We start from the raw sequence: 18,214 nt of genomic DNA on the forward strand, positions 1-18,214 counted from the left end.
AAAGGAGTTGAAAACATATGCGCATCTCTGTTGACGTTGGCGGAACGTTTACCGATGTGGTAGTTCTGGATCCTGCCACTGGAACCCTGCGCCTGGAGAAGGTCGAGACCGTCCCGCGCAACCCGGCCAGCGGCGTTCTGGAGGGGTTTCGCAAGGCAGACGCTCGATTCGGCGAGATCGACTACTTTGTCCATGGCACTACCCTGGGGCTGAACGCCCTGCTCACCCGCACCGGGGCAAAGGTGGCGATTGTCACTACCAGGGGGTTTCGGGACGTGTACGAGCTGGGCCGTACCGACCGTGATACCATGTACGACTTCAAGTACCGCAAGCCGAAGACGCTAGTGCCCCGTCACCTGCGGTTTGAGGTGGCAGAGCGGCTGGACTATCAAGGAAACGTCCTGACTCCTTTCGATCGGGAAGGGGCTGTGTCGGTGGCCCGGCAAATTCGGAATGAGGGGGTTCGCGCCGTGGTGGTCTGCTTCCTGCACAGCTATACCAACCCGGCCCACGAGCTTGCGATGGAAGAGGTCCTGCACCAGGAGTACCCGGAAGTCTCCGTCACACTCTCGCATCGGCTGACCCGGGAGTATCGGGAGTATGAGCGCACCAGCACAGCAGTCATCGATGCGTATATCAAGCCAATCATGCGTACTTATCTCGATCGGCTGGGCAGCGAACTGCGGAACCAGGGATACCGGGGCCAGTTTCTGCTCACCCGTTCGGGCGGCGGAGCCATGACTGCGGCGGCGGCCAAGGAGGAGCCAGTACACTCGGTGATGTCCGGCCCGGCAGGAGGGGCGATCGGTGCCGCCTACCTGGCGGAACTGACAGGCTACCGCAATCTGATCACGTTGGACATGGGAGGAACAAGCCTGGACACTACCATGGTGGTGGATGGGCAGATCTCAGTGGAGAACGAGGCGACGGTGGAGCATCTGCCAATCTCCACTCCGATGATCGACATCCGCACGATCGGTGCCGGCGGCGGCAGTATTGCATGGATCGATGATGGTGGAGCACTCCAGGTAGGCCCGCAGAGCGCTGGTGCAGACCCAGGTCCCGCCTGTTACGGTAAGGGCGGGGAGAACGCAACGTTTACGGATGCCGCCCTCACCATCGGCTACCTGGATGAGAAGAACTTCCTCGGGGGTGCCATGAGCATCGACACGGATCTTTCCCGCATGGCGATCGAGCGCTTGTCCGGGCAGCTAAGCCTTTCGTTGTACCAGACGGCCGCTGGCATCATACGAATCAGTGAGGCCAAGATCACCGGGGCCATCCGCGAAATCTCGGTGGAGCAAGGATATCACCCGAAGGACTTCGCTCTCCTTGGCTTTGGCGGCGGGGGCGGGCTGGTGGCATGCAACGTGGCGCGGGAGATCGGGATTCCCACCGTCATCATTCCACCGGGGCCGAGCAACTTCTCGGCTTGGGGGATGATGATGGTCGATGTGGTCTATGATTTTGCCCAGACCCACGTGACAGGACTCGTCGACGCCGACTTGGCAGCGGTCAACGAACTGTACGGCAACCTGGAGGCGAGCGGTCGGGAGGCACTGGGTCGAGACGGGTTTGCCCCGCAGGACTGCCGGTTTATTCGCTGGGCAGAGATGCGCTATGAAGGTCAGGAGCACACGGTGAAGATCGAAATTCCGGACGGGGAGCTGACTTCCGACCACATCCCCCGGATTGCCGCGAGCTTCGGTGATGCCCACGAGATGCAGTATGGTCACCAAACGACAGACCCGGTTCAGATTGTTACCCTGCGTGTGCGGGCGGTAGGTGTGCTGCCCAAGCCAAAGATTGCCAAGCGAAAGCAAGGAACCGGCGATGTTGGTCCAGCTTTCAAGGGCAGCCGTGCCGTGTACCAGTCGACCCTGGACAGTTTTGTGCAGTACAGAGTCTATGACCGGTTCAAGCTGCTGGCCGGGGATCAGGTAGCCGGGCCGGCCATTATCGAGGAGCCAAGCCACACAACCATCGTCCACGAAGGAGACTTGGTAACGGTCGGAGATTACGGGGAGCTTGCGATCGCTATTTTCTCAACCAAAGGAGGCATAGCATGACCAAGAGTGCAGACTTTACCAATTTTACACAAAAAAGCGGCGCCGATAAACACGGAGGACACATTGAGGTGCAGGTTATCCATAACTATTTGCTGTCGGCAGCCCGGGAAATGATGCGGAACTTGAAGCGAACGGCCTATGACACCATCATCTATGAGATTCAGGACTTCGGCTTGGGGATCTACGACCGCGACTGTCGGTTGCTCGCGGAGGCGCCCGGCCTCGCCATTTTCACACGGGGCAATGACTTTGCTCTCCGGAAGATGGTGGCGTTCCTGGGAGAAGAGAACATACACCCCGGTGATGTGATCCTGTTTAACTACCCATACTGGAGTTCCAATCACACCCTTGACGTACTCGTCACTTCCCCGATCTTCTTTAATAATCAGTTGGTCGGGTACGCCGCATGCAAAGCCCACTGGCTGGATCTGAACCAACAGGACCCGGGTTATTGCCTGGACACCACCAGCATTCACAATGAAGGGCTGGTCTTGCCCGGGCTCAAGATTTACAAGCGAGGGGTTCGCGACCAAGAGGTGGAGAACATTATTCGGTTCAACTCCCGCATTCCGGACCGGGTCATCGGCAACATGAACGCCCAGATTTCCTGCTGTCGGACCGGAGAGCGGCGGGTCCGGGAACTGGTCGAGAAGTTCGGACTGGAAACATTTAACGCCGCCGCCCAGGAGATTCTGAACCACGGCGAACGGATTGCCCGGGCACGGCTTGCGGCCCTGCCCAAGGGAACGTGGACCGCTGAGGATTGGGTGGATGATGACGGGGTAGATAAGGATACCATGCTCAAGATCATGGTGACCGTCACCGTCACGGACACCGAGTTTATCGTGGATTTCACCGGTACCCATGAAGCTGTAAAGGGCCCTGTCAATCTGCCCCTTGGTTTGACGGAAGGGGTTTCGGCTCTCGCCTTTAAGGGACTCACTACCCCAGACTCTCCGGCCAATGATGGCAACTTCCGTCCGCTGAAGGTAATCGCTCCGGTGGGGTCACTGGTGAACGCCCAGCCTCCGGTCGCTACCTTCACGATCTGGCCATCCATTCACATCCCGGAAATTATCTGCAAGGCTCTCGCCCCCGCCATGTCTGAGGTGGTGCCCGCCTGCTCCGGAGGAGAGGTAGTCTCTGTGATGGGGGTAGGCAGGCATCCCGTCACCGGCAAGGTCTGGCTGGAGGCCACCAATGAGGCTGTCGGATTTGGTGGCCACGCCGGGGGCGACGGAGAAAATGGGATCATGCACCTGTCCGAGCCGGGCTGCCGCAACAACCCGGTCGAGGTATTGGAGAACAAGGCTCCCTTATTGATCGAAGCATATTATTTGCGCCAGGACTCATGCGGGGCTGGCGAGCACCGCGGTGGGTTGGGTGCGACCCGCATCTACCGGTTTACCGCTCCCGGCAACGCTGTGACGATTCTGAAAAAGACGAAGACTCGCCCCTGGGCGTTGAATGGCGGACTGGAGGGGGATCCCAATCGCATTATTGTGTGGCCTGGGACTGAACGAGAGTGGCGGACGGGCGCCATCAATGAGTCTTTACAGGCGGGGGATGTGCTGATCAGCAGTGCCGGCGGCGGAGGAGGCTGGGGGAACCCCTTGCGGCGCAGCCCCGATAAGGTGCTGGAGGACGTGCGCAACGGGTACGTTTCGCTGGAAAGCGCGCAGCGTGACTATGGCGTGGTCATCGATACCGCCAACTGGATCGTCGACGCCGAGGCGACAGCCAAACTTCGCCGGGAACGATCGGGGGCCTGAACCATGCGACTCATCGACTTACACAGCGACATCCTGGTAGATGTAATCTGGCGAAGATCGCGTGGAGAGCACAGGGTAATAGCCGAACGCCATCTGCCTGTTTTGCGAGCCGCCGGCATCACCGCCCTAGGCCTGACGATTTGGATAGAATTGGATCAAACTCACCGGGCGGCTGCTCGCACCCGTGAGACGCTGGCTGCCCTGGCGGCAGAACTTAGTGAGTCTGCCGGGGAGCTTGCCCTGGTCAGGACCCCGTCTGAGGCTGAAACGGCAATGGCGGCAGGACGCCTGGCGCTGCTGCTGACGATCGAGGGGATGGCAGCTTTGGACGAGGACCCGGCCCTCTGGCCAGATCTTTGTACCCAGGGCCTTACCTCCGGCCTCTTGACGTGGAATGAGGCAAACGCCTTTGCCAGCGGCTTCCCAGGTTATGGATACGAGGAGGCACGTGCGCTGTCCACCTCCGGTAAAGGCTCATGGCTGTTAGGGATGCGCGGCCCTGGGGAAGGCGAGGTGCGGGGGATCACCACCAAGGGCCGCACTCTGCTGCGCCAGATGGCTGCCGGCGGTGTGATGCTGGACTTGTCCCATTTGAACGAACGCTCCTTCTGGGACGCGCTGGAGGCCTACCCTGGCCCTGGGGTGCTGGCTTCCCACTCCAATGCCCGTACCGTTTGCGATATTCCGCGCAACCTGACGGACGAACAAATCAAGGCAATCGCGGAGCGGGACGGGGTTATCGGCTTGAATGCCTTTCCGGCGTTTGTTGACTCCGACCATCCGGGGCTGGACCGGTACATCGACCACGCCGTCTATATCGCCGACCTGGTGGGGATTCGGCACCTTGGTTTCGGGTTTGATTTTATCAGCTACATGGATGACGAGGCGCTTGAGAGCATCGGCGGTCGTCTGCCAGGCAATCCGGAGTTGGACGGACCGGCAGACGTGCCCCGCCTGATGGCCCGGATGGAAAAGCGGGGGTTCTCCCGTGCAGACCTGGAAGCCATGGCCTGGAGCAACTTCGCCCGTGTCTGGCACTCGGCTGTTACTTGCGCGGCCGGATAGCGCAGGCGATAGATCAGAAGCGGACGCCTGGTCGAGGCGGGGATGGGGTCTCCGTTACCTGGTGTCCGCAACTCTATTAAGAAAAAACCTAAATAGCCTGTTGCAGATCAGTAGATGGACAAAGTGTTTCTCTGGCAAACGTTTGAAGAATGGATGAATAGAATGGATTACCAGTCCAAACGAACATCCAGAGGCCGACAGAGAAGGAATTAGGACTTGGTTGTCGGTGTCTCCTTTGTCATAAATGCATAAAACTACCAAATGGACAGTGGCTACCTTTTGTTTGGATGCTGTCGCTTTTGGTTTCGGAGTTGGAATTTTGGTTCTGAATACTCTGATAAGTATTGGGCTTATTTTTTATGCAACGCTAGTGGAAGGAACTGAAAAAAATTATAAGCTGGAGGTAGGTTGATCATGTTGAAAAAGGATTGGCTCCCCAGTCTATATGTGACGAGAAGTTGTTTACGGAAACGCAGGAGTTGAAACGAATAAAACCGACGCCCCTATAAATGTTGGAAACAAGCATGATAGGAACAAATGGTTCAGAACCGAGTGGGAACCCTGTTTCGATAAAATAAGACAATAGGATTGCAAGCGCAAAACGAATCGCCCTTTGCCGGCATGGCGAGTGTCGGCAAGGGCGATTTGTACATGGACGCTGCTACTTTTTCACCTGGACCGTGAATGTTGCACGTTTCCCCTCGAAGGCAGCGGTGATTTCCGCCTTGCCCTTTTGTTTTGCCGTTATTTGCCCGTCTTTGCCTACCGCGGCCACTTTTTCGTCGGATGATTTCCACTCGACCGCGTCGGTCAACGCTTCCTCCGTGCCGTCATCATAAACGGCCTCGACCTGAAGCTGTTTGGTCTCCCCGAGAGCCAGTTTCAATTTGTGATCGTAGGCATGAAGCGAGAGGAGCTTCTTTGCCTTCCCGTATTTGATCAGGTAGATATCCCGCTTGTCGGCAAGCGTTGTGCTTTTTTCCCAATATTCACCCAACAGCAGGTAATCGCCGGCCCCCTGGGGAACCGCCCCGATCACCCGCACTTGCGGGAAGGAGACGGTTTTCTCAGCCAACACGTTGCCGGACTCATCCAGCGTCATGAAACTCCAGTCTGATGGCTCATTCCTTTCCGACTCGAGCAGCGCGATCAGCATATAGCCGCCATCAACCCTCTCAGAGAGGGATAAGCCGATTTCACCGCTTTCTTCTTCTCCGTACTGCTGCCGCCAGACGACATCTCCCTTCGCATCAATGTGCCAGGCAACGATGTCATTGTACGCCGGATCGTACCTGTAGCGGTTCACATATCCGGCAATGAGCAGTCCGCCGTCGCTTGCGGGCAGGACCGAGCGGATCGTGACAGAACCAACCTCATCATAGGTCTGCTCCCAGATGACCTCGGCCTCTCCGGTCAGCTTTGCGATGTACAGCTGCGAGTCGCCGGATGACGCTGTCCCTTGTACATAGATGTCGCCGCTGTCCGTTACAAGTACCCGGTCCGCCGAGCTGAAGCTCCTCGTGGCCAATGTCTTGTCCCATTCGATTTCGCCTGAGGCTCCGATCTTTACGACATGGACGAGAGAACTTTTGCCTCCCTCATAGCCGCCGGGGTAGTATCGTCCTGCAGCGATCCAGCCGCCGTCGGACGTTTCCGAGAAATCGCTGTACAACAGGGAATAGTACTGCGGGATCATCGCTCCGCCTTCCACTGCAATCTTTTTCGTCCACACCGTCTTTCCGGTTTCGCTGAGGCGGATCAACTGCAGCTTTTCCGGTTCGGAGCGAAGCGCTCCCATCACGAGAAAACCGCCTGTCTTTGCCTGTTTGACGCTCGCGATCCAGAAGTCCTCCGGCATTCGCCTGGTCCATTCTTCTTCACCGGCCGCGTCTGCTTTCAACAATAGCGGGGGAAGGATATGATATTCGGTGTCTGTTGTGTCTGCCCAGACGAGCGCTCCGCCGTCTTGAGCGGCCACGACCCTCTTTACTAACTCCCGCGTCTCATCCATGACAAAGCGTTTCTCCCACTTCAGTTGCAGTTCTTCTCCCGCCGCGGAAGCTTGACCGACCATGAGAAAAGCCGCCAGCAAAACGAGAGCTGTCCGCATGGTCAAGCGCGGGAAGCAGCGTCTAACGGTCTCTTTTGCCCACATGCCTTTCACACTCCTTTTCACCAAAATGGCAATATTTGTTTGCTTCCCCCTATATATAAGAAAAGCGGGATGGTTTGTACAGGAACCGAACTCCTAGTAACAAATAGGAAGATAGCTCCCTTTTTTAACGTAATCACCTGTCTCTCCTACTTCGTAACCAGAAACATGGATCTGTAGCCCAGTATTTTCCATGCGAATTATCAAGCAATGTTCGCGTCCGGCACTGCTGCCAAACCCTCATCGCATCTTCGAAAAGGTGGACTTGCCAGCATCTGGCTCCATTTGGGAGGAAAAGGGAGGCTCGGTCCGGTCAGCGGCAGTATTGGAAAGTGAGCCGAGAATCTCGCCAATTATCAGAATATATCGGGGATGAGTTGAAATTTTTGCTGTGGTACCATATAAAACAGAAAGCGACAAACTGATTTTCGGCTTTCTTTTCAACTGAATACAAAAGGCCTAATTCCATCTCCGGATGGGAGCGGGGGAACCAGGTTTTTGGGGTTAATCCTGAAAGTGTCATCAGGAGGGATGTTTTGGCGTTCAGCTTCTCTGCCATCCTACCCGTCAGCTAACCTCGTCGGCTAACGCAGAGAAGATCCTGGAAAACCAGCTGCATGAATAATCGGAATATTCCGTTTATTCAGCGGACAGGGCACTGTCTGAGGATTGGGTCGTTGTCGGCCTGATATACAGGCTATGAATACCGGTGCAGACTTTTTCCTGGAACTTCGGTTCTAGGGGAGAAGCAGGCACCGGTTCTTTATTTTTAAGCAATAGAAAGGGGTAAAAACATTGAACAAAAAGGGGCTTTCATTTTTGCTGACAGGAGTATTGTCGATAGGGTTACTGATGACAGGATGCAGCAGTTCCGGGGGTACAGCGACCGAGGGGAGCGGAGTCTCTACACTTGAAAAGGCCAAGAAGCAAGGATTCGTGACGGTCGGATTCGCCAATGAGAAGCCGTACGCGTATGCGACACCGGATGGCAAGCTGAGCGGTGAGGCGGTCGAGGTAGCGAGAGAGGTGCTCAAGAACATGGGCATAGGCGAGATGAATGGGGTACTGACGGAATTCGGCTCCTTGATCCCGGGACTGAACGCCAAACGCTTTGACATCATTACGGCGGGGATGTACATCACTCCCGAGAGGGCCAAAGAGGTAGCCTTTGCCAACCCGGAGTACAGCATTGGCGAAGCTTTGGCAGTGAGGAAAGGGAACCCCAAGGATTTGCACAGCTATAGGGATATCGCCGAAAAGAAGGCAAAAGTCGGCGTGATGGGTGGTGCGATCGAGATTGACTATTTGAAAAAGTCGGGCGTTGGCGATGACCAGTTGGTGATCGTAACCGACCAGCCCTCGGCTGTGGCGGCACTGCAATCAGACCGGGTGGACGCAATCACGATGACGGGACCGTCTCTGCAAGCGGTGCTGGATTCGGCAAAGGATAGCGGCATCGAGAGGGTCATGGAGTTCGAGCAGCCGGTCATTGACGGAAAGAGTATCCGAGGCTACGGGGCTGCTGCTTTCCGCAAAGAAGACCAGGATTTTCTGGAAGCGTACAACAACGAGCTGCAAAAGCTGAAAGAGTCCGGCAGGCTGCTGGAAATTCTGGAGCCGTTCGGCTTTACGGAGCAAGAGCTGCCGGGTGACATGACAGCAGAACAGCTCGTCAAGGAATGAGGCAGACAGAAAGGAGCAGGCACCTTATGAATACAGATGCAGGGGCCGGATTCTTGGCGCCGCTGATGAGCGGTGCCGGAATGACGGCACAGATATTCGCATATTCGGCTGTTCTCACCATTGTCATTGCTTTTCTCGCAGGTTTCGGCCGGATGTCAAAGTATGCCCCGATACGCATCGCAACTGCGGTCTACGTCGAATTTTTCCGCGGCACTTCCCTGATGATTCAGTTGTTTTGGTTGTTTTTTGCCCTGCCGCTGCTCGGCCTCGAGCTCACGCCGCTGGCAGCCGGACTTGTCGCGCTGGCATTCAACTACGGCGCATACGGCTCGGAGATTGTCCGCAGCTCGATTCAGGCGGTCCCCAAGGGGCAGGTCGAGGCGGCCATTGCGCTCAACATGACGCCCTTTCAGCGAATGAAAAAAATCGTCCTGCCCCAAGCGGTCGCCATGATGCTGCCGGCATTTGGCAACCTGCTGATCGAACTGTTAAAAGGGACATCGCTTGTTTCGCTGATTACGCTGGCAGACTTGACGTTTAAGGGCATGCTGCTTCGCACTTTTGACATTTCCAGCACTCCGCAAATCCTGGGGCTGGTGTTGATCATGTACTTCGTCATGGCAGCGGTCCTCACGCTTGGCGTTAGACTGCTTGAAAAACTTGTCACAGCCGGGAGGGCTTAGGTATGTGGAATTGGGAATTCGCCATGTCTGTGCTGCCCAAATTGCTCAGTGTCATTCACATCACGATCATCACGACGATACTTGCGTTTTTTCTGGCTTTGATCCTCGGATTGCTGCTCGCTTTGGGGCGGCGCACAAGGCTGAAGCCGCTGGCCTGGGCCGTCGCGCTCGCGACCGAATTTATCCGCAGCACGCCGCTGCTGATCCAGCTGTACTTTCTCTACTTCGCGCTTCCCGTCTACGGCATTCACTTCTCCGCCTTGACCATCGGGGTACTCGGCTTGGGAATCCACTACAGCACCTATCTGTCAGAGGTGTACCGCTCAGGCATCGAAGCGGTGTCCAAAGGTCAGTGGGAGGCGGCAACCGCGCTCAATTTTTCCAGATGGAAAACCTGGACCAAAATCATTCTGCCGCAGGCGATTCGGCCGATTACCCCGGTGCTGGGCAACTACCTCATCGTCATGTTCAAGGAGACGCCGCTGCTTTCGACGATTACTGTGGTTGAGATGATGGCGACGGCCAAGATGATCGGCGCCGCTTCTTTCCGCTACGTGGAGGCATTTACCATTGTCGGTCTCTTGTTCCTGCTGCTCAGCTACCCGTCTGCACTGCTCGTCCGGCGCTTGGAAGCGCGCATCAGCTTAAAATAAGAAAGGGGATAGATCGTATGAACATGCCGCTCGCAACGAAAGAGGAGGCCACGCCGGCTGCCGGCCGGTTGACCCCGGTTGTCCGCTACCAGAATATCAGCAAGTCGTTTGGGGACCTGCAGATACTCGATGGGATCAATCTCGATATCGCACCCGGCGAAAAAGTGGCGGTAATCGGACCCAGCGGTTCCGGAAAAACGACGCTCGCCCGCCTGCTCATGACCTTGGAGGAGCCCACCTCCGGAACGATTGAGGTGGACGGAGAACTGCTCTGGCACAAGCGGGTGAAGGGAAAGCTGGTTCGGGCCAACGAAAAGCATCTGCACAGAATTCGCGGAAATATCGGTATGGTCTTCCAGCATTTTAACCTTTTTCCGCATCTGACGATTCTGCGAAATTGCACGGAAGCGCCCATTCACGTGTTGGGCATGCCCAAAGAGGAGGCCAGGGAAAGGGCAGTAGAAATGCTGAGAAAGGTAGGACTTGAAGATAAAAAGGAGGCTTATCCTTCCCAGCTGTCAGGCGGACAAAAACAGCGGGTCGCCATTGCCAGGGCGCTTGTCATGCGGCCAAAGGTCATGTTGTTTGACGAACCGACATCCGCGCTGGATCCGGAACTTGTCGGCGAAGTTCTCGCTGTGATCAAGGAGATCGCCCGCGAAGGAGATATGGCGATGCTTCTCATCACGCATGAAATGGAATTTGCCAGCGAAGTGGCGGATCGAGTGGTCTTTACGGATGGAGGAAAAATTGTTGAACAAGGCCCGCCCGATCAGATCTTTGGGGATCCCCAGAGTCCGCGACTGCAATCATTCCTGACGAGGTTTCGCACCAAACGGTAGATGGTTCCCCCAAAAAGAATTTTATCGCTTTGCCTTGTAACTATTCTCACTTAGCACCGTCCTATATTAGAGGCATGGCAAAGGGAAGATTTTCCTGCCGTAATCATCAGTCAGATACGAGGTGCGAGTTTTGTGAGATTGCGTAGTCCCCTGATCGCAGCGGCAGCGGCTGTGGTGATGCTGACCGGATCACCTGCCATGAAGGCTGCCGCTGACACATCTTATCAATCAATCCAGCTTGCAGATTTAACACTACAGGAAGCAGTAGAAAAAACCCTGGGGAGCAATATCGACCTGGCGATCCTGCGGCTTGATCTGGATTCGGAAGAAGCGAAATTGCAGCTGGCCCGCTTCGCGTCCAAGAACATCAAATGGGATACAGTCACGTCTCTGGACCGGGCGCTGAGCAAATACGAATCCCTAGCCAAGGCGGAAAAAGAAAAGGAATTGAAGCGCTATTCCGTAGAAGCGCAGGAAAAAAAGCTGAAGCTGGACACCGCCAGGGCTTTTTATGAAGCGCTCTACATGCAGGAAAATCTGGATCTAAAAAGGCGGCAATTTGCCCAAAACGAGACGGATGAGGGGAAACAGGCGATCGCGGATGCCGAAGGAAATTTTCGGAAAGCCTTGTCCCGGTTAAATGAATGGATGGGCGAGAGTGACGGGACGCAGTGGAAGTTGAACGAGAGTCATATTCATCAATCCTACGAACTGCCCGCACTTGAGCATGCAATTGAAAAGGCCTTGCAGCAGCGGACGGAAATTCTCAAAAAACAGGCGGAACTGAAAGCATTGGAAGTGAGAGCCAACCTGATCTACCTGTATTCCTCCCTGGAGACATACCGGGGGCAAATCGCCAAGAACGATGTGAAGAAAGCGGGATTGGAGCTCATAAAGTTACAGGAGGCGGCGAAGAAGGATGTGACGGCGAATTACGGCAAGCTTGAATCCGCCATCGCCAAGCAGGCCGAGATGAGTCAAGCGCTTAAGGCAGCAGAGGAAAGCGATCAGACGGCGAAAGACCAGTACCAAAAAGGCCAGATCACCCTGACTGAACGGAGGCAGGCGGAAGAATCGTGGTACAAAGCCAAGGCAGATTATCTGGCGGCCGTTTACGCCTGCAATCTCGCTATGGCCGCTTATGAATACTCGATTGGAGAGTAAGCATGACATAGACAGGAAGACACGCTGCATGCCGGATGATCGGCTTGGGCGTGTTTTTTTACGTAATCATTACCTAGATAATAATGTTCCTGATGATGATAACTGTCAAATTATCTGGTAATTCCGTCGGTTTATGCCCGGTTGCGGCGGAAACAGGGCGCTTTTTCCGGAGGCTGAACGAGGCGGGAGGGCTTTGGCAACGGGAATGTTCTAGGGATTTTGCAGTCCTGTTTGGTTGCGGTATACTTGTGGGGTACTGCAGATTGGCGGAACAAGCACGAGGATGGAAGGATTGAGCTTTATGGCTTTAAAAATAGGATACCGTACCGTAAAAACAGCAATCGGAACCGGAGTGTCCATCTTGATCGCCCAGCAGATGGGGCTCGCCTTTTACGCGGCTGCCGGGACGATTACGATTCTCTGCATTCAGGTGACCCGCAAACAGTCGCTCCAGACGGCAGTCAAACGGATCCTGGCCTGTCTGCTTGGGCTGGTGATTGGCGTCGCCCTGTTTCCCTTGCTCGGATTTCAGCCGGTAACGCTGTCGCTGCTGATACTTGTCTATCTCCCGCTGGCCGTCCGCTTTAGGATTCAAGAGGGGTTCGTCACCAGCATGGTTGTCCTGCTGCACCTCTATTCCCTGGAACGGCTGGATGCGGCGGCGATTCTGAATGAACTGGCCCTGCTCGTCATCGGAGTCGGCGTCGCCCTCTTGGCCAATCTCTATATGCCCAGCCTGGAAAAGGAACTGAAGGGCATGGTGGCAGCGGTGGAACGCAACTTCGCCATCATTTTGCAGGAGTTTTGCTACTACTTGCGCCACGGTCAAAGCGATTGGAACGGCCAGGAGATGCTGGAGACGGAGAAGCTGCTGAAGGAGGCCAAACTGCTTGCTGTCCGTGATGTCGAAAACAGGATTGGCGGAAAGGAATACACGTTTTACGACTATTTCGTCATGCGGGAAAAGCAGTTTGAATATTTGGAGCGGATGCTCCCCCTCGTGTCAACGCTGAGTGTGCAGGTGCCTCAAGGCCGGCAGATTGCGGACTTTTTGGACCAGTTGAGCCATTCGATCCACCCTGGGAACACAGCCTATCGGTTTTTGGACAAATTGCGCCTGATGCGCGAGGAGATCCGGGAAACCCCGCTTCCGCAGACGATCGAAGAATTTGAGACCCGTGCCGCGCTTTTCTACCTGCTGCACGAGATTGAAGAATACCTGTATATCAAGCACAAGCTTGGCAAGAGGGGCCCCGCACAGGAGAAACAGTACACGTAACCCGGCTCCATCTGGCGTGCGCGGCGGCACGACGTCCTGCGGCTACGGGAACGAGCTTCTTCCCAATCAATGGCTGTAGTCGATTTGTGATAATGGAACTTTTTTGATAATATCCAAAACGTTGAGCAGCGATTTGAATCAAGAACAGCAGGTCTGACTTGCCCCTGCATCTCCTTAAAACAAGTCTGTTTGGAGGAAAGAAATGGATCGGTATGGACATAAAATCAACCAGGCAGCGAGGAAATTTGCCAAGAAAACAAACGAACAGCTCTCTTGTCTGGGCTTGTACAGCTCTCAATGGGCGATTATTTTTTGCTTGCATAATCGCGGCCCACTCACGCAAATCGAGATCGGCTGTTATCTCAACGTGGAAGCTCCCACGATCACCAGAACCGTGGCGAGGCTGGAAGAATTGGGGTATGTGGTGAGAGAGGCAGGGGAGGACAAACGGGAGCGGAAGGTATTTTTAACTCCCAAAGCAGCCGAGATGATTCCCTTGTGGCAGAAGGAGGTAGACCGGTTGGAAGCAGTTGTGGTACAAGACATCGAAGAACACGACCTGGCTGTATTTCAGCGTGTTTTGCAGCAGATGATGAAAAATCTCGATTCGTTACAAAGAACGGAATGAGCCGTAAAACGTGGGGTTCATGTTTGACAAGGCTCATTGAACAAAAAGCCGGTTATTTTCACCAAGATTTGGATATGGGCGTCGTGGCGGAAGTCTGGTGGGCATCAATGAGCGACTTGCCGTCACCCAACTGCTGGAGGGGCGCAAAGCGCCGGAATGTCTCGCAAACGATAACGTGCGGCTTTTTTTCTACGGCATGTTCGCCGACAAAGATCGTTAAATATGGTTGCAGGCAGCTTTTGCCGCTGCTTCCCAGCCGCTGTCAAAGCGGCTATTTCGATTCAGAATCATTTTTCCCCGCCCTGATTGGTGGTAATATAATTCTGAATAATAAAAACCTTTCGCGTCAGGGGAAGTGGACATGTCAAAACCTTTCGATGTCATCGTAAACGGATTGGGCAGTATGGGCAGTACGGCGATCTATCAAGTTTCTTTACGTTCACCGCCGATCAGCACTTTGTCATCTCCTCGCATCCGAAACACCCGCAGGTCGCGATAGCCGCCGGATTTTCCGGGCACGGCTTCAAATTCGCGAGTGTGGTGGGAGAGATTTTGGCTGACTTGGCCACTGTCGGAACAACGTCCCATCCCATCGAGCTGTTTCGGCCGGAGAGGCTGATGACGTAGGGGATGCCTTTCCTCATGGCATATGATAAAATATTACAAAAATATGAAAAGGCGTGAGGATATTGGCACTCTCTAAAGAAAATACCGTTGTTGGTTTCATCGGACTTGGCGTGATGGGCAAAAGCATGGCGTCCCACATTCTGAAAGCTGGCTACGAGCTGGTCGTCTACAACCGAACCAAGGCCAAAGCCGAGGAGCTGCTGGCATCCGGGGCGCAGTGGCAGGATACCGTTGCAGGAGTTGCCGCAAAGGCCAATGTCGTGATAACCATGGTCGGCTATCCGCATGATGTTGAAGAGGTTTACCTGGGCGAGGGAGGGATTATTCCCAACGGACAAGCCGGCAGCTATCTGATCGATATGACGACCTCCACGCCGTCGCTCGCTGAAAAGATCTATACCGCAGCGAAGGAGAAGGGCATGCACGCATTGGACGCACCCGTCTCCGGCGGAGATGTCGGGGCGCGGGAAGCCCGTTTGACGATTATGGTCGGCGGAGACGAGGAAGACTTCGAAGCCGTGAGGCCGATCCTTGGCCTGATGGGAACCAATATCGTACGGCAAGGAAAAGCGGGGGCAGGTCAGCATACCAAAATGTGCAATCAAATCACCATCGCTTCCAACATGATCGGAGTCTGCGAGGCGATCGCTTACGCGAAGAAAGCCGGACTTGACCCTGCCCGCGTACTGGAAAGCATCGGGACAGGAGCGGCAGGCAGCTGGTCCTTAAACAATTTGGCTCCGAGAATGATCGCGGGCAATTTTGACCCGGGCTTTTACGTCAAGCACATCATTAAGGATATCGGCATTGCCTTTGATTCGGCGAAAGAGATGGGACTGATGACGCCCGGACTGGAGCTGGCAAAATCGCTGTACGAGGAACTTGCCGCCCAGGGGGAAGAAAACAGCGGCACACAGGCGCTCATTAAACTGTACGACAAGTGAACAAGCAGCGGGATACACCGGTCATCCTTCGCGATGGCCTCTTTATTTTCTTGCTGTTACAGACATGGCAGGATCGCCGAGAAAAGCAAAAGCAGGGATGCCACTGGTATGAATTCCCCAGGAGCATCCCTTTTTCTCTTTGCTTTCCGCTCATCACGAGTTTTTTTCAGCTAAAAGAAAGCCGTTCTGCTTTCATCGCTATGCCCCAAGCTGGCAAACGCGGTTAATCAAGGTGCCGATCTGGGAAATCTCGATCTCAACCCTGTCACCGTCTTCCAATGTGAAGTCGTTGGGAGGGACGATGGTCGTTCCGGTCAGCAGCACAGTTCCATCGGCCAGTTCATTGTCGCGCAGCAGAAAGGAGACCAGTTCATCCAGCGAGCGATGCAATTGACCGGTATTGGCGAAGCCTTCGACCATTTTTTCTCCATTCCGAAAAATCCGGCAAGCCATCTGGAATTGATACGGATCGCCAACCGTTTCGGCCAAACGGATCGCCGGACCGATGGAGCACGAGTTTTTCCAGATTTTCGCCTGCGGCAAATAGAGTGGATTTTCTCCCTCGATGTCGCGGCAGCTCATGTCATTGCCGATCGTATACCCCAGGATCTGTCCCGTTTTGTCAAGCACCAGCCCCAGCTCCGGCTCGGGGATTTGCCAATGGGAATCACTGCGAAGGCATACCGCCTGATCGGGACCGACAGTGCGCGACGGAGTGGACTTTAAGAAAATCTCGGGCCGCTCGGCATCGTAAACCTTGTCGTAAAAGGTGGTTGTATCCAGCTTTCCGCCGGTTGCTTCGTAATTCCGCGCTTCCCTGCTTCGTTCATACGTGACCCCGGCGGCCCATACTTCCGGGGCGACGATTGGCGTCAGCAGCGAAAGTTGTTCCATGGAAACGGCAAGGGGTGCGGAAGCGGAGATGGTCTCGTCAATCAGGGCGAGCGGTGTTATCCCACGCTGACGGGCCAGGCGTACCAGTTCCAGAAAATCGCTGTACGGCAGCGTGTAGACGTGCTCCTCGTCGGTGACAGCGGCAAGGGCAGGAACAGATTGTTCATTTACATAACGAATGATGCGCATGAGAAAGACCTCCGACTTTTTTATATTATAAAACTAAGTTTTAAAATAACGACCTAACGGGAACACCGGGACTCGTACGAGCATCCCATAACCCAATTCCGCAGACATACTTCGCGAAGCTTCCAGCAGCATCGCGGCAAACCAGGGCAGAAAGACTCCCCTTTGTTTGAAATGATAAAACCGCAGACGATTATTCTGATCATTCAGATTGAGTCTTATTGTAGTCTCAATTCGGGCAAACTGCAACAGCAATGATGAAAATTTTTCGAAAAATCGTATTGTTTCCGTTTGCATCAAGACGCATAAAATACCGATCATGGCCAGGATGCAGATGGATGCCGGGGTCTCATTTTGAATGGAATTACCAGAAGCACGGTCATGGAGCTTTCCCGCGGATTGGGAATCGAGGTAGTTGAAGAACCATTCAACCGGGAATTTTTGCTGGCAGCGGATGAAGTTTTCTTGACAGGAACCTATCTCGAGATCGTCCCCGTAAACACAGTGAACGGGACACAGATCGGGCCGCACAAGCCGAAGGACGTCACCAAATCGTTGCAAAAGAAGTTGGCCCAGTTGGTCTCCCGTTGAACTGGGCAGCATTTCATGGATCCATTGTGAATCATTTTATTTTTCCAGCAAAGCCAGCCGGATGGCGATAAAGGAAAAGATGCCGGCTTTTGCCCGGTTGATCCAAAGCGCGACGCGCGGCTTGCCGACCAGCTTTTGTCCGACGCTGCCGGCAAACAGGGCGAGCAGCGAAAAAAGCAGGATGGCCTGTGCCATGAAGATGAGTCCCAGCTCGATCATCTGCAAGGCTGCGCTGCCCTGATGCGGCGATACAAATTGGGGCAGCAGTGCCAAAAAGAACAGTGATACCTTCGGGTTCAGCACATTCATGAGGATCCCCCTGCGGTAAAGAGCGGGAAGACTCAGCTTGTCAACCTTCTTGGCAGTCAGCGGCCCCTCCCGCAAAGCCTGCCAGGCGAGGTAGAGCAAATAGACGGCGCCGGCGTATTTGACGATTTGAAAAGCGAGGTTGGACTGATACAAAATAGCGGATAAGCCCAGTCCGGCAGCCATCGTATGAACCGTTATGCCTGTGCACAAACCGAGTGCTGTCGCCAATCCGGCCCTGCGGCCGTACGATACGCTCTGCGCCACCACGAACAGATTGTCCGGGCCGGGGGACAGCGTCAGCAGCATGGAGACCCCGATAAACGACAATACAGTAGATAATTCCATAAAAATCTCCTCCCAACATGTAGTGTCATTTTACCACAATCGCGCGATTTACGACTCAACAAACTGGAAGCATTTACAAAGAGAACAGATCGCAAAAGCAGGAAAAACTACCGTCAAAACATTGTGCACCAAGGAGGAAACAGCATGGCCTACCAGTGCTATTACTGCGATCACCAGACGGAGAGTGTCCATTACGTCACCTTTTACGAGCCTGAGAGAGAACACAGTGAGCTGCTGTGTGACGAATGCTACTCGGAGTGGCTGGAATCAATAAAAGGGTAAATGCGGCGGCCAAACAAGCCGCTATTTTTTATGGGCTGTCACAACG

General features: G+C 54.6%; 18 protein-coding genes and 1 riboswitch. Of the genes, 15 read left to right on the forward strand and 3 right to left on the reverse strand.

All coding sequences use genetic code 11. The annotated features are described in order from the left end of the window. The first annotated feature begins 17 nt into the window (after positions 1–17). The 3 genes from HGBM_RS00130 to HGBM_RS00140 are packed head-to-tail and all read left to right on the forward strand — an operon-like array spanning position 18 to position 4,906. Positions 18–2,069 carry a hydantoinase/oxoprolinase family protein gene (locus HGBM_RS00130; protein ID WP_019119071.1) on the forward strand — a complete coding sequence of 684 codons (2,052 nt, stop codon included), beginning with the start codon at positions 18–20 and terminating at the stop codon, positions 2,067–2,069. Continuing rightward, positions 2,066–3,841, forward strand: coding sequence for a hydantoinase B/oxoprolinase family protein (locus HGBM_RS00135; protein WP_019119072.1), 1,776 nt, complete (start codon positions 2,066–2,068; stop codon positions 3,839–3,841). Before HGBM_RS00130 ends, HGBM_RS00135 begins: the two co-directional genes overlap by 4 nt. A gap of 3 nt (positions 3,842–3,844) precedes the next feature. Next, positions 3,845–4,906 carry a dipeptidase gene (locus HGBM_RS00140; protein WP_019119073.1) on the forward strand — a complete coding sequence of 354 codons (1,062 nt, stop codon included), beginning with the start codon at positions 3,845–3,847 and terminating at the stop codon, positions 4,904–4,906. Positions 4,907–5,567: 661 nt separating this feature from the next. On the opposite strand, the gene HGBM_RS26120 is transcribed toward HGBM_RS00140, so the two are convergent. Further along, on the reverse strand, positions 5,568–7,061 hold the full coding sequence (locus tag HGBM_RS26120) for an Ig-like domain-containing protein (RefSeq protein ID WP_019119074.1): 1,494 nt from the start codon (positions 7,059–7,061) through the stop codon (positions 5,568–5,570). A 443-nt stretch (positions 7,062–7,504) separates the two neighbouring features. After that, positions 7,505–7,660, forward strand: a riboswitch (cyclic di-AMP (ydaO/yuaA leader). A 250-nt stretch (positions 7,661–7,910) separates the two neighbouring features. On the opposite strand from HGBM_RS26120, the gene ehuB reads away from it, so the two are divergent. The 10 genes from ehuB to HGBM_RS00190 all read left to right on the forward strand — a co-directional run bounded on the left by ehuB (position 7,911) and on the right by HGBM_RS00190 (position 15,561). Continuing rightward, complete coding sequence (ehuB, locus tag HGBM_RS00150; protein WP_081590067.1) at positions 7,911–8,741, forward strand: ectoine/hydroxyectoine ABC transporter substrate-binding protein EhuB; 831 nt, start codon at positions 7,911–7,913, stop codon at positions 8,739–8,741. A 26-nt stretch (positions 8,742–8,767) separates the two neighbouring features. Then, on the forward strand, positions 8,768–9,424 hold the full coding sequence (ehuC, locus tag HGBM_RS00155; protein ID WP_019119076.1) for an ectoine/hydroxyectoine ABC transporter permease subunit EhuC: 657 nt from the start codon (positions 8,768–8,770) through the stop codon (positions 9,422–9,424). Between the two features lie 2 nt (positions 9,425–9,426). After that, the gene (gene ehuD, locus HGBM_RS00160; protein WP_019119077.1) at positions 9,427–10,077 is read left to right on the forward strand and encodes an ectoine/hydroxyectoine ABC transporter permease subunit EhuD; all 651 of its coding nucleotides are present in this window, start codon (positions 9,427–9,429) and stop codon (positions 10,075–10,077) included. A gap of 17 nt (positions 10,078–10,094) precedes the next feature. Next, a complete protein-coding gene (gene ehuA, locus HGBM_RS00165) occupies positions 10,095–10,919 on the forward strand; it encodes an ectoine/hydroxyectoine ABC transporter ATP-binding protein EhuA (protein WP_019119078.1) in 825 nt (274 codons plus the stop codon). Between the two features lie 132 nt (positions 10,920–11,051). Continuing rightward, positions 11,052–12,083, forward strand: coding sequence for a TolC family protein (locus HGBM_RS00170; RefSeq protein WP_019119079.1), 1,032 nt, complete (start codon positions 11,052–11,054; stop codon positions 12,081–12,083). Between the two features lie 301 nt (positions 12,084–12,384). Then, on the forward strand, positions 12,385–13,362 hold the full coding sequence (locus HGBM_RS00175) for an aromatic acid exporter family protein (RefSeq protein WP_081590068.1): 978 nt from the start codon (positions 12,385–12,387) through the stop codon (positions 13,360–13,362). A gap of 202 nt (positions 13,363–13,564) precedes the next feature. Next, positions 13,565–13,990, forward strand: coding sequence for a MarR family winged helix-turn-helix transcriptional regulator (locus tag HGBM_RS00180; protein ID WP_019119081.1), 426 nt, complete (start codon positions 13,565–13,567; stop codon positions 13,988–13,990). A 97-nt stretch (positions 13,991–14,087) separates the two neighbouring features. Next, positions 14,088–14,210 (forward strand): hypothetical protein, encoded by a 123-nt coding sequence (locus HGBM_RS32015; protein ID WP_019119082.1) that lies wholly within the window; start codon positions 14,088–14,090, stop codon positions 14,208–14,210. A gap of 141 nt (positions 14,211–14,351) precedes the next feature. After that, positions 14,352–14,489, forward strand: coding sequence for a hypothetical protein (locus tag HGBM_RS31245; RefSeq protein ID WP_154653317.1), 138 nt, complete (start codon positions 14,352–14,354; stop codon positions 14,487–14,489). Positions 14,490–14,679: 190 nt separating this feature from the next. Then, entirely contained in the window at positions 14,680–15,561 is an 882-nt protein-coding gene (locus tag HGBM_RS00190) for an NAD(P)-dependent oxidoreductase (RefSeq protein WP_019119083.1), read from the forward strand. A gap of 198 nt (positions 15,562–15,759) precedes the next feature. Here HGBM_RS00190 and HGBM_RS00195 read toward each other — a convergent pair whose 3' ends face one another. Beyond that, entirely contained in the window at positions 15,760–16,644 is an 885-nt protein-coding gene (locus tag HGBM_RS00195) for a fumarylacetoacetate hydrolase family protein (protein ID WP_019119084.1), read from the reverse strand. Positions 16,645–16,995: 351 nt separating this feature from the next. On the opposite strand from HGBM_RS00195, the gene HGBM_RS00200 reads away from it, so the two are divergent. Further along, a complete protein-coding gene (locus tag HGBM_RS00200; RefSeq protein ID WP_147512756.1) occupies positions 16,996–17,232 on the forward strand; it encodes an aminotransferase class IV in 237 nt (78 codons plus the stop codon). A gap of 36 nt (positions 17,233–17,268) precedes the next feature. Here HGBM_RS00200 and HGBM_RS00205 read toward each other — a convergent pair whose 3' ends face one another. Then, the gene (locus HGBM_RS00205; RefSeq protein ID WP_019119086.1) at positions 17,269–17,886 is read right to left on the reverse strand and encodes a LysE family translocator; all 618 of its coding nucleotides are present in this window, start codon (positions 17,884–17,886) and stop codon (positions 17,269–17,271) included. 144 nt (positions 17,887–18,030) lie between these two features. Here HGBM_RS00205 and HGBM_RS31000 point away from each other — a divergent pair, with 144 nt between their 5' ends. Continuing rightward, positions 18,031–18,168, forward strand: coding sequence for a hypothetical protein (locus HGBM_RS31000; RefSeq protein WP_019119087.1), 138 nt, complete (start codon positions 18,031–18,033; stop codon positions 18,166–18,168). Positions 18,169–18,214: the final 46 nt, after the last annotated feature.

This window comes from Brevibacillus massiliensis (genome assembly GCF_000311785.1).
Taxonomy (GTDB): Bacteria; Bacillota; Bacilli; order Brevibacillales; family Brevibacillaceae; genus Brevibacillus_C; species Brevibacillus_C massiliensis.

Bases quoted from the DNA above. Each gene is read 5' to 3' on its own strand.
- HGBM_RS00130 (WP_019119071.1), top strand. From the start codon at position 18: ATGCGCATCTCTGTTGACGTTGGCGGAACGTTTACCGATGTGGTAGTT.
- HGBM_RS00135 (WP_019119072.1), top strand. From the start codon at position 2,066: ATGACCAAGAGTGCAGACTTTACCAATTTTACACAAAAAAGCGGCGCC.
- HGBM_RS00140 (WP_019119073.1), top strand. From the start codon at position 3,845: ATGCGACTCATCGACTTACACAGCGACATCCTGGTAGATGTAATCTGG.
- HGBM_RS26120 (WP_019119074.1), bottom strand. From the start codon at position 7,061: ATGTGGGCAAAAGAGACCGTTAGACGCTGCTTCCCGCGCTTGACCATG.
- ehuB (WP_081590067.1), top strand. From the start codon at position 7,911: ATGACAGGATGCAGCAGTTCCGGGGGTACAGCGACCGAGGGGAGCGGA.
- ehuC (WP_019119076.1), top strand. From the start codon at position 8,768: ATGAATACAGATGCAGGGGCCGGATTCTTGGCGCCGCTGATGAGCGGT.
- ehuD (WP_019119077.1), top strand. From the start codon at position 9,427: ATGTGGAATTGGGAATTCGCCATGTCTGTGCTGCCCAAATTGCTCAGT.
- ehuA (WP_019119078.1), top strand. From the start codon at position 10,095: ATGAACATGCCGCTCGCAACGAAAGAGGAGGCCACGCCGGCTGCCGGC.
- HGBM_RS00175 (WP_081590068.1), top strand. From the start codon at position 12,385: ATGGCTTTAAAAATAGGATACCGTACCGTAAAAACAGCAATCGGAACC.
- HGBM_RS00180 (WP_019119081.1), top strand. From the start codon at position 13,565: ATGGATCGGTATGGACATAAAATCAACCAGGCAGCGAGGAAATTTGCC.
- HGBM_RS31245 (WP_154653317.1), top strand. From the start codon at position 14,352: ATGTCAAAACCTTTCGATGTCATCGTAAACGGATTGGGCAGTATGGGC.
- HGBM_RS00195 (WP_019119084.1), bottom strand. From the start codon at position 16,644: ATGCGCATCATTCGTTATGTAAATGAACAATCTGTTCCTGCCCTTGCC.
- HGBM_RS00205 (WP_019119086.1), bottom strand. From the start codon at position 17,886: ATGGAATTATCTACTGTATTGTCGTTTATCGGGGTCTCCATGCTGCTG.
- HGBM_RS31000 (WP_019119087.1), top strand. From the start codon at position 18,031: ATGGCCTACCAGTGCTATTACTGCGATCACCAGACGGAGAGTGTCCAT.